Source organism: uncultured Rikenella sp., from assembly GCF_910579375.1.
GTDB lineage: Bacteria > Bacteroidota > Bacteroidia > Bacteroidales > Rikenellaceae > Rikenella.
This window is the reverse complement of record NZ_CAJTUJ010000066.1, coordinates 1-10,488: the sequence shown is the minus strand read 5'-3', so window position 1 is coordinate 10,488 and position 10,488 is coordinate 1. Positions and strand designations below refer to the sequence as shown.

Sequence of the window (10,488 nt, the reverse complement as noted above, 5' to 3'; positions counted from 1 at the left end):
GGCGGTGAATGGATGCTTTGCTTTTGCGACTCGCAGAGTCGCGCGGGCCGGCGCCACCCCGGCGTAGGGCCGCAACCTCGCTATGCTCATGCAGCCCCCGCTGGTTCCGACCGTCAAAGTCAAACAAAAGTAGGGTAGAGGCACCTAATTAGGGTAGCTCCCGCCCCTTGCCCCCCGCGAGCGGCACCGTTTATTCCGAGAGGCAACGCAACTGAAAACCGTGAGCGCTGCCATAGATGCGACAGGGAGTAAGCCATGTCAATCCAAATCCCAAGTGTAATCCATCTGTATCTTTGATAGCGGAAGACCAACTGTAACCATCGGCGCCGACATAGGACAAAGATCCCGATATCCGATGGCGGTAGCCCGGGGCGGGGACGCCCCGACACCCTACGCCTCCTGCTGCGCGTTCCGCTTCAGGTCGAGATAGAACGCCACCCGCGCACTCTCCATCCACGGCACCAACCACAGCAATCCGATCCCCAAAGTCAGTACCGACAGCAGACCCCAGCCGATGAAGCTCAAATCCAGCAAGAACAGCTTCATCTTGTGCCCCCGCATCATCGCCATGCTCTTGCAGATCACCTCGTCCGCCCCCAGCTCCGGTTCGTCGTTCAGGATGAACGGCGTCATCGCATACGAGTACGACTTGATGATCCCCGGAATCAGGAATAACAGACTCCACAGCCAGACATAAATCGCCATCAGAAGCATCGTCCCCAGCGTCTTGCCGTAGTTGCGGAAGCCGTTGAAGAGGGCGTTGATTTCCGGATAACTCCCCGACCGCATCACGTTCAGGCAGATGACCTGATAGCCGAACCCCAGCACCGGCAGCACCAGCAGCGAGGCCGGGAAATTCAGATACGGAATGTATGAACAGACGCAGGCCAGGACCATGTAGACCAGAGTGATCAGTACGGCCGGAGTCCATTTGCCGGTCAGGGCGGTGCATGCGCTGCGCCGCAGGTCGCGATTGATAGTGAGTGCCATAATGATTTGTGAGTTAAGTGAGTAATTACAAATGTAAACAAAAATTACCGCAACCGGATGCGCGTGTAGACCGGCAGATGGTCGCTCAGTTCCCGGTCGGGATACCCCTCGAAACGTCCCGTCCGTGTCAGCATCCCGGGCCGGAGAAAGACCCGCGCCTCCTCCGCCGTCATGCCGCGCGCCACGAAAATCTGGTCGAACATCAGCCACGTGTCGTGCCAGGCATAAGAGCCCTCGCCTCGCCGGTGGGCCTGCAGCACCAGCGGCCTCCATCCCGCCAGCCGGCGGCGAACCAGCCTCGACGACGGATTCTCGTTGAAATCCCCCAGCAGCACCACCGTCGCCGCCGCCGAGTCTGCCGCCGCATGCGCATCGAGCCGTGCCGCCATCTCCTCCCTCGCCCGCGTCGCCCGATGATAGCCGCCCCGGCGCGAAGGCAGGTGAACCGCATAGACCACCAGCGGCCTCGTCGCCCCCTCCACCGAGAACTCCGCCCGCAAGACATCCCGCGTCGGATACCCCGTCGCCATCCGGATCGGTTCCGCCCCCGTCAGCCTCATCCGGTCGGCCCGGTAGAGCAGCGCCACATCGATGCCCCGCCTGTCCGGCGAATCGTAGTGGATATGGCGATACCCCTCTCCCGCCAGCCCCGGCGAGCCGAGCAACGCATCCAGCACCCCCGCGTTCTCCACCTCGCACAGCGCGATCACATCCGGCGCCATCGCCCCGATCGTCCGCCCCAGCCGCTCCGTTTTGCGTCGCCACGCCTCCGGCGTCGGCACCTCGTCCGCTATGCCCAGATCGTTGATCGTGTCGAAAAGATTACAGACATTGTAAGTCGCCACCACCAGCGTCGTTCCGCGCTCCGTCGCCCCCGTCCGGAACGGCCCGCCCGCCGACAAGGCGAAAAAGAAGAGAAGAAACAAGCGTCTCACGGGCTATCGAAACCTTACATCGCCTCCTCGGCCTGCTCCACCGCCATGCGCGTCGCCGTGCCGACCAGCTTCGCACACCGCTCCGTCAGTTCGAGAAAGAAAAAGACCGCCGTCGGATTCGCCCCCTCCTCTCCCAACCGCGCCAGCAACTCCGTTCGCCTTCCCTCCGCCCAGCTCCGCACCACTTCGCCCAGCTTGCGCGCCTGCCCCACCTCCTCCGGTTCCGGATGTTCCAGACAGAGCGTCATCCGGTAGATCGCCTCCTCCGTCATGTCGTACAGCCGTTCCGCATCCTCCCTCAGCGTGCGGTCGAACCACAGATCCCGCTCCCGTTTCGCCCGGATCGTCCGGGCCAGCTCCAGATTTTCGTCCCCGATCAGCTCGATGTCCGACACCGTGCGGAACATCCGCTGCAACCGCACCGTCGCCCGTTCGCTGTTGTCCTGCGAGACGATGTGCGACAGGAAAACCACGATCTCCCGTTCCACCCGATCCGTAATCCGTTCGTATTTCTCCACATGCGCATATCCCCTTCGGAACTCCTCCAGCTGACGCGTGCACGTCAGCTCGCGCACCATGTTGAACATCTTGAGCATCCGTTTGGCATGCGTCGCGATTTCGTGATGCGCCTGCATCAGGGCCAGCTCCGGCGTCGAGATCATCCCCGAGTCCAGCGCCAGCAGCCTCCTCCGGTCGTCCGACGCCTCGTGCGGCAGGATCCGCGCCAGCAGCTTCATCAGCTGCGGGATGAAATTCGCCGCGATAAAGACATTCAGCAGATTGAAAACCGTGTCGAAAAAAGCCAGCATCAACGGCGTGCAGCCCGCCCCCAACCCGCCGAACAGCCCGAAGCACAAAATGATTCCCGGCACGATCCACGGCAGCAGCGGCGCGCACCACAACGCCCCGAAGAGGTTGATCGCCGTATGCGCCAGCGCCGCCCGTCGTGCCGACGTGTTGAGCGTCGTCGTCGCCAACACCGCCGTCGCCGTCGTGCCGATATTTGCCCCCAGCACCATCGCCGCCCCCGTCTCCAACGGCAGCCATCCTCCCTGACACAGAATCATCGTCATCGCGATCGTCACGGCCGACGATTGCAGCACCGCCGTCAGCAGGACGCCGATCAGCAGGAAGACCACGATCGACGGATATCCCAGCCCCGCATAAGTCGCCAACTCGTCGAAAAACCCCGTATGGGCCGCCACCGCGTTCGTCGACGCCTGCAACACCGAGAGCCCCAGCAGCATCAGCGCGAAACCGATGACCGTCTCCCCCAGGTCGCGATATCGGTTCTTGCGGAGCAGCACGAAAGCGAACCCCAGCCCCACCAGCGGGATCGAGATGACCGACACCCGCAGCGCGAATCCGAACAGCGCGATGACCCATACCGTCGCTACCGTGCCGATATTGGCCCCCATCATCAGTCCGATCGCCCGTCGCAAATCGATCAGCCCCGCGTGGGTGAATCCCGCGATCGTGACCGACGTCGCGCTCGACGACTGCACCGTAGCCGTGACCGTAGCCGCAGCCCCGATTTGCGAGCCGATCGTCTCTCCGGCCCGTCCCATCGATTGTCTGAGCCGGCTGCCCGCCGCCCGTTGCAACGCCTCGCTCATCAACTTCATGCCGAAAAGAAGCAGCCCCAGCGAACCGATGATTTGGAGAATACGTACAAGAATATCCATGGAGCCGAGCAGTTGTTTGAGGACAAAAATACGATTTTTCGCCAGTCGCATCAAATCTCCCCTCCGCCGTCTCCTTTGGCCCTCGACCGCATGGATTTTGAGCGACCGGGCGGAGAATGCGCCTCCCCCTCCGCCGGGCGGGGCCGAACTGCCGCCGCGTGCCACCCGCTGGCCGTTCGGCCGGGAAATCTTATCTTTGCGACTCACCGCCGGCCCCGAGCCGGCCTCGCAACGCAGCTTTTTCTATGGAGAAAAATACCGTTGGTCGCGTCAAACTCTGGAAAATCATCCTCCCCGTCGTGCTGGGGCTCGGGTGGGTGGCGTGGATGATCTGGCGCGAGTTCGACCCCGCCGTATTCGAATCGATCCGTTTCACCTGGCGCGCCCTGCTGTTCGTGCTGATCGCCTTTGTGTTCATGGCCGGTCGCGACCTCGGCTACATCATCCGCCTGCGCCTCTTCAGCCGCAACGACCTCGGCTGGCGACAAGCCTTTCGGATCACCATGCTGTGGGAGTTCACCTCCGCCGTGACCCCCTCGGCCATCGGCGGAACCAGCGTCGCGATCGTCTTCGTCCACAAAGAGGGCGTGCCCGTCGGCCGGAGCGCGGCGATCGTGATGCTCACCTCGTTTTTCGACGAGCTCTACTTCGCCCTGCTCTTTCCGGTCGTCTTTTTCATCGTCGGCGGCGACCGCCTCTTCGGCGGGCCGATGGGCCACCAGCTCATGCTCTTCGCCACCATCGGCTACGGGCTGAAACTCGCCTACCTGCTCCTGTTGAGCTACGGCCTCTTCTTCAACCCCCGGGGGTTGAAATGGCTCCTTGTGCGTCTTTTTTCGTTGCCCGGGTTGCGGCGGTGGAAAGCCGGGGCCGTCGAAGCGGGCAACGGCATCGTCCGGAGCGCGATCGAGATCCGGCGCTATCGGCCCCTGTTCTGGCTCCAGTCTTTTGCAGCCACGTTTCTGTCGTGGAGTTCCCGGTATTTGGTGGCCAACGCGTTGTTCATGGCGTTTTTCACGCTGAGCGACCAGTTTTTGGTCTTCGCCCGCCAGCTGGCGATGTGGATCATGATGCTCGTAGCGCCGACCCCCGGCGGTAGCGGCTTTGCCGAGTACATTTTCACCCACTTTCTGAGCGACGTGATCCCGGCAGGGGCTTCGGTACAGGTCGGGGCTGCGGCGGTTATTGCGCTGCTGTGGCGTCTGGTGACTTACTATCCGTATCTGATCATGGGGGTGATCATCCTGCCGCGCTGGCTTCGTCGTAGCTTCGGCTGCCGGCCGGAAGAGCAGACACCTTCTTCGGTCGTCGGGCCCGACATCGAATCCTAAGCACAGCCCGTTTTGCGCGCATAGGATTTTTGTCTATGTTTGCACTCGGAATCCTTGAAGTGATCAAGTGTGCTCGGTGCACACAGATCGCACAAGAGTAAAAAATAAAACCCGTAAAAATTTGATATAATATTTTATTCTTTTTGTTCCTTATTTCTATTGCTTTTATATTTGCAGTCGAAATATTCGATACGTATAATGTCGTACGAATTTTTCGGACTATTTATTAACTAAATTTACTTTTTATGATGAAAAAACTGATTTTTGCAGCGTGCGGCGCAGTCGCTTTGACCGCTTGCAACAAAACCGCCCTTTTGGAAGAGGCTCGGCCCGTTCCGACGAAAGCGGCGACCGTAACCGCGGCGACCGTAACGGTTCGCGACGGTAAACTCTGCTTCGCCGACGAAGCGGCCATTGAGAAGACCCTTTCGATGCTGCTCGGAAAAGACGAACAGGCTTTGGCTGCGTGGTACGACTCCTTGGGATTCGTTTCGCAGGAGATGGCCCGCGAAGCCGCTCTGGAAGAGTTCCGGTCGATGAGCTCGTTGGACGAATACCCCGCTTTTAAAGCGAAATATCAGGGCCGATTCCTTTTCAACGACAACTTGGAAGAGGAAGACTATCAGCCATATGTGGCAGCCAGCCGGTTTGCTTATGAAATGATTTTGAATGCCGACGGGGATGTGATTGTGGGCGGTCAGACCGTGAACTACAACTACGACTCGTTCGAGCAGACCATGTATTACCGCGTGGCGCAGGCTGCTGCGAATGAAGATGTGATGACGCGCATTACTCAAGAGACTAAAACCAATCAAGTCTTTGTCAAAACCAGCAAAAAGAAATGCTGGGCGTGGGCGGTGCGCAATGGAGCAGAGGTGTATGTTCAGGTTACGGCCCAAAAGAAAAATCTTTTCGGGTGGAACGATTACAAAGCAGAATATTCTTTCCGTTGCCGGCAAAGAATTGGTTATGATAAACCGTATCCCGAATTAGCTAATCCGGATATTTCTCAGACATTCTTCACAATAGGTTTAGGGCAGGTGATAACCACTGGGCGTATTAGTTGTAATTCCAAGTTAAAACTTTGTTCGGCCCCCCTCTTGCAATACAAAGTAACCGCCGGTTATGAAGTTTGGTCGAGTGGAACAGGGGAAGCGGCAGCACAGATTTTAGCTATTGAAATTTAATGAGATCATGAGCGGAAAAAGTATATTGACCACCCTTTTTGCATGCGTGGCATTGATAGCTTGTAAAAAGGAGCACCCCGCACCTGAGTTGGCCGCCGCCGGGTTCGGCGAATCCCGATTGGCAGTGGACGTTTATTCGAACACGACGAGCCTTGATATTCCGGTTGCATTTCCGCCCACCGAAAACGGTTGGATGCCGTTCATCGTGGAAGTGGATTATCTGACCAGTGTATCGGCTGAATATGGCGAACAATTCGAGTTTCCGACTTTGGTGAAACAAGATGACCGTAATTTTGGTTTTCTGGCGCCTGATTTGAAACCCGATGCCGACATGCGGGCAACGATTCCGATGACCATTTATCCGGATAAAATTACCGAGCCGGTACAAATCGTTTTGCAAGTCTCTTACGGACAGCCAGTACATCGTCGGTTAGTTATCCGTCTCGCACCGACAGAGAAATAAGGCGGTTGCACATAGAACTTTAGTTAGCAGTTGATGAAACAATATCTGATTCTTGTTCTGTTCGGACTCTCGGTAATCGCTTGCAAAAAAACGGAGCCGCAGACGTTTTACGGCCCGAGGGCCGAGGGGCGCGTCTCTTTCCTGCAGGAAGAGATGGTCGTGAAAGTGACCCCGTCTATGAACTCGGTGACGATTCCGGTCTGCCTGACCCGGCCCGACCGGTCACAGACTTTGGTTACCAATGTGAGTGTGGCCTCTTCGACGACCGCCGAAGAGGGGCGGCACTTCCAGATGCAAACCGTAGAACCCGAACCGAGCGGATTCTTAAAGGATTATTATCCTGTAGCGCTGTTCAGTCCGGGGGATACGGTGGCCTTGTTCTCGATTACCCTGGCCCCGACTCAGATCGATAAACCGTATGTTATCGAGTTGTTCATTCCGGATACCTACAATCCGTTCCATATGGATCCGATTATCCGCCAATTATCCATTCGGCTGGAACCGGTTGCGGAACAAGAGTAATATCGGGTTTAACAGCTTGTTGAATCTCGCATCCTTCAACGGATATCCTTGCTTCAGGCAGTAAGGATATCCGTTTTTTATCTTTGCCCCGGCTGGAACCGTACCTTTTCTTCAGAAAAGGTACCCAAAATACTTTCGACGAATGCTCACGCATCCTCCCGCTGCCGGCAGCCCAACTCTCGGACTCTTCTTTGGGCCGGGAGCGAACGGCGCGCTAATGCGAGCTCAACCTCATGCGCGCCGTTCGCCCCGACCCAAAAGGAACCACAGATAATGAGGACTGCGGAGCCTAAGGCGTAGCGTAGCTATCACGAAAGTTCTTTGCGCCGCTTTCTTACAAGAAAGCGGCAGTTCCCTGCGGGTAGACACAGGAAAATCGTATCTTTGTTACTTCAGGAAGTCAACAAAAGCAAGATCGTTATGACACAACTTTTCGTCGAGTGGAACGTCGACCCCGTCGCCTTTTCGTTCGGCAGTTTCGAAATCGCCTGGTACGGCGTTTTGTGGGCCCTCGCCCTGCTCAGCAGCCTGTGGCTTTTCGCCCGGATGGTGCGTCGCGAGGGGCTCGACCCCCGGCTCGTAGACTCCGGTTTTCTGTACGGCGTTCTCGCCACCATTATCGGCGCCCGCCTCGGCCACTGCCTCTTTTACGAGCCCCAAGAGTACTTCCTGCACCCCTTCATGGACAGTTTTCCGTGGATCAAGCTGCTTGATATTCGCGGCGGCGGGCTGGCCAGCCACGGAGCCGCCTTGGGGCTGCTCCTCGGGCTGTGGCTTTTCGCCCGGAAATGGAAGTTTCCCTACATCTGGATTCTCGACCGCGTCGCCGTGATGGTGCCGCTGGCCGGCGCCCTCGTGCGGTTCGGCAACCTCATGAACTCCGAGATCTACGGCGACCCGACCACCCTGCCCTGGGGTTTCATTTTTCTGCGGGCCCATGAGACCGTACCCATGCACCCGACCCAGATCTACGAAGCATTGGCCTATCTGGCCATCTTCTTTCTGCTGGCCCATTTGTATTGGCGCACCCGTCTCGCCGAACAGAAACGCGGTGTACTCTTCGGCCTCTTTTTGATCCTGCTTTTCAGCGTTCGGTTCCTGATCGAATCCATCAAACAGCCCCAGGAAGCGTGGGAACAGGATATGATTCTGAATATGGGCCAGATACTCAGCCTGCCATTCATCGTTGCCGGCGGCGCGATCCTGTGGTGGGCCCTTCGGCGACCGGCCCAACCATATACCGATATGCCGCTCGCGAACCCCGCTCCGAACCCTACCATTAAAAAACATAAATAACCATGCGCCTTCTCCTTATCAGCAACTCCACCAACGCAGGCGAAGCCTATCTGGAATACCCCAAACAGCAGATCGCCGACTTTCTGGCCGTTTCGACCGTTCCGGTGAAACGGGTGCTGTTCGTGCCCTATGCGGCGGTGACCTTCAGCTACGACGACTATCAGGCCAAAGTGGCCACCCGGTTCTCCGAATTCGGCGTCGAAGTCGACTCCGTCCACACCTACGCCGATCCGGTGCAAGCCGTTCGGAATGCGCAGGCGATTGTCGTGGGAGGCGGCAACACCTTCCACCTGGCCAAGACCATGCAGGATCAGGGCCTCTACGAACCCATTCGCGAAGCCGTTCTGGAGCGCGGCGTGCCCTATATCGGGTGGAGCGCCGGCTCCAATATGAGCTGCCCCACGATCTGCACCACCAACGACATGCCGATCGTGGAACCCCTCTCGTTCAAAGCTTTGGGGCTCATTCCCTTCCAGATCAATCCGCACTATCTGGACGCCCATCCCGAAGGACATGCCGGCGAGACGCGCGAGATGCGGATCGAAGAGTATATCGCGGCAAATAAGGGGATGCGCGTCGCCGGATTGCGCGAAGGGTGCATGCTGCGGGTCGAAGGGCGGAACCTCTCGCTGATCGGGCCCCGCACCATGCGACTGTTCCGTTACGGAACCCCTCCGCGCGAGTTGGCAGCGGGTGAAGAGCTCTCGTTTTTGTTGAACGACTGACCCCCCTCGGTTTTATGGACAGACTGGATGAAATCGTCCGGAACGAATGCGACACCTGCGGCTTTTCGGCCGCAGGTGTCGTCGCTTATGCCCCGTTGGAAGCCGAGCGGGAGCGCTTTCAGAGATGGCTCTCGGCCGGTTACGGCGCCGACATGGGGTATCTGGCCCGTTCGGCCGCCTATCGGCACGATCTGCGGAGACTGTTTCCCGAAGTTCGCAGCGTGGTCGTGACCCTGACCTCCTATCGCCGTCCTCCCGCCGTGCGCCAGCCGGAAGGAGTGCCTCGAATCGCCCGTTTCGCCTGGGGTCGGGATTACCACGACGTCCTGAAGCGGAACATGCGGCATTTGTTGGACGCGATTCGCTGCCACGAAGGGTTTGCAGCGGCCAAGGGTCGGGCAGTGGTCGACAGCGCCCCGGCTTTCGAACGGGCCTGGGCCGTTCGGGCCGGCTTGGGATGGATAGGCCGCAGCTCGATGTTGGTTCATCCCCGTTTGGGGAGCTTCACCCTCATCGGTCTGTTGTTGTTGGACGTCCCGCTGCCGGACGATTACGTCCCGCCGATCGGCGTGCCTAACGGCTGCGGCAGTTGCAGCCGGTGTATGGAAGCCTGTCCCACCGGCGCAATCGTCGCACCCCGGACGCTCGATGCGCGTCGGTGCCTCTCTTACCAGACCATCGAACGTCGCGAAGCGGTCGAGGCAGAGTTTCGTGCAGCTTTGGCAGGACGGATTTTCGGTTGCGACCGTTGCATGGAGGTCTGCCCGTATAACAACCAGGCCGAGATGCCGTTATTTCCGGTCGGTTCCGGTTTGGAGGCGAATCCGGCCCAGTTGTCGGTGACAGCGGAAGAGTGGCAGGAGATGTCCGCCGTCGAGTTTATCGAGCGTTTTGGTGCGAGTCCTTTGTCTCGTGCCGGTCTATCGAAGCTCCGCACCTCCCTGCCGTAGCTCATCCTATCGGGGTAGAGGTTGTCGCGAGGTTAGGGCAGACCCGGCCATAGCATCCCGTAGGGATGCGCTCTAAAGTTTTTCTGGTTCTCTTTGTTCACAAAGAGAACAGTTCTAGCCGGGGCAATGACCAGATCGCGCGCCGCCTTAGGAGGGAAATCGTCAAAATGTGCTGGCACGTTTTGACAAGATTTCCCCAGCGCGCGAAAAATTTGGCCCGTGCAAAAAATCCGTCGCCCGCCCGCTTAAAGGGCATATTCTGCCGGTTGGCGCTCGGCCAATCCGGCAAGAATTGCCGCGGGCGACGACAAGCGCGGCGGAGCGCAAGCGGAGCCGCAATGAGGTGACACGGGGAGGAGAATTGGGTCGAGCTTTGGGCCAAGAGCGAGTAGCGCGGTTCTTCG

General features: G+C 58.6%; 11 protein-coding genes. 7 read left to right on the top strand and 4 right to left on the bottom strand.

What is annotated here, in order from left to right; genetic code table 11:
- Positions 1-190: 190 nt before the first annotated feature.
- From QZ302_RS06615 to QZ302_RS06600, 4 genes are read right to left on the bottom strand one after another with little or no spacing between them, the layout of a single operon-like run.
- Positions 191-340: a hypothetical protein gene (locus QZ302_RS06615; protein ID WP_294593839.1), complete on the bottom strand. Its 150-nt coding sequence runs from the start codon at positions 338-340 to the stop codon at positions 191-193.
- Positions 341-390: 50 nt separating this feature from the next.
- Complete coding sequence (locus tag QZ302_RS06610) at positions 391-990, bottom strand: DUF975 family protein (protein ID WP_294593837.1); 600 nt, start codon at positions 988-990, stop codon at positions 391-393.
- Between the two features lie 44 nt (positions 991-1,034).
- A complete protein-coding gene (locus QZ302_RS06605) occupies positions 1,035-1,925 on the bottom strand; it encodes an endonuclease/exonuclease/phosphatase family protein (protein WP_294593836.1) in 891 nt (296 codons plus the stop codon).
- 14 nt (positions 1,926-1,939) lie between these two features.
- Positions 1,940-3,610: a Na/Pi symporter gene (locus QZ302_RS06600; protein ID WP_294593835.1), complete on the bottom strand. Its 1,671-nt coding sequence runs from the start codon at positions 3,608-3,610 to the stop codon at positions 1,940-1,942.
- A gap of 245 nt (positions 3,611-3,855) precedes the next feature.
- Here QZ302_RS06600 and QZ302_RS06595 point away from each other — a divergent pair, with 245 nt between their 5' ends.
- The 7 genes from QZ302_RS06595 to queG all read left to right on the top strand — a co-directional run bounded on the left by QZ302_RS06595 (position 3,856) and on the right by queG (position 10,084).
- On the top strand, positions 3,856-4,941 hold the full coding sequence (locus QZ302_RS06595; RefSeq protein ID WP_294593834.1) for a lysylphosphatidylglycerol synthase transmembrane domain-containing protein: 1,086 nt from the start codon (positions 3,856-3,858) through the stop codon (positions 4,939-4,941).
- A gap of 245 nt (positions 4,942-5,186) precedes the next feature.
- Positions 5,187-6,128, top strand: coding sequence for a DUF4848 domain-containing protein (locus tag QZ302_RS06590; RefSeq protein WP_294593833.1), 942 nt, complete (start codon positions 5,187-5,189; stop codon positions 6,126-6,128).
- A gap of 7 nt (positions 6,129-6,135) precedes the next feature.
- Positions 6,136-6,591, top strand: a complete 456-nt coding sequence (locus tag QZ302_RS06585) for a hypothetical protein (protein WP_294593832.1) — start codon at positions 6,136-6,138, stop codon at positions 6,589-6,591.
- A gap of 33 nt (positions 6,592-6,624) precedes the next feature.
- A complete protein-coding gene (locus QZ302_RS06580) occupies positions 6,625-7,113 on the top strand; it encodes a hypothetical protein (protein WP_294593831.1) in 489 nt (162 codons plus the stop codon).
- Positions 7,114-7,533: 420 nt separating this feature from the next.
- Positions 7,534-8,409, top strand: coding sequence for a prolipoprotein diacylglyceryl transferase (gene lgt, locus QZ302_RS06575; protein ID WP_294593830.1), 876 nt, complete (start codon positions 7,534-7,536; stop codon positions 8,407-8,409).
- Between the two features lie 2 nt (positions 8,410-8,411).
- The gene (gene pepE / locus QZ302_RS06570) at positions 8,412-9,134 is read left to right on the top strand and encodes a dipeptidase PepE (protein WP_294593829.1); all 723 of its coding nucleotides are present in this window, start codon (positions 8,412-8,414) and stop codon (positions 9,132-9,134) included.
- Positions 9,135-9,148: 14 nt separating this feature from the next.
- On the top strand, positions 9,149-10,084 hold the full coding sequence (gene queG, locus QZ302_RS06565) for a tRNA epoxyqueuosine(34) reductase QueG (protein WP_294593828.1): 936 nt from the start codon (positions 9,149-9,151) through the stop codon (positions 10,082-10,084).
- Positions 10,085-10,488 lie beyond the last annotated feature (404 nt).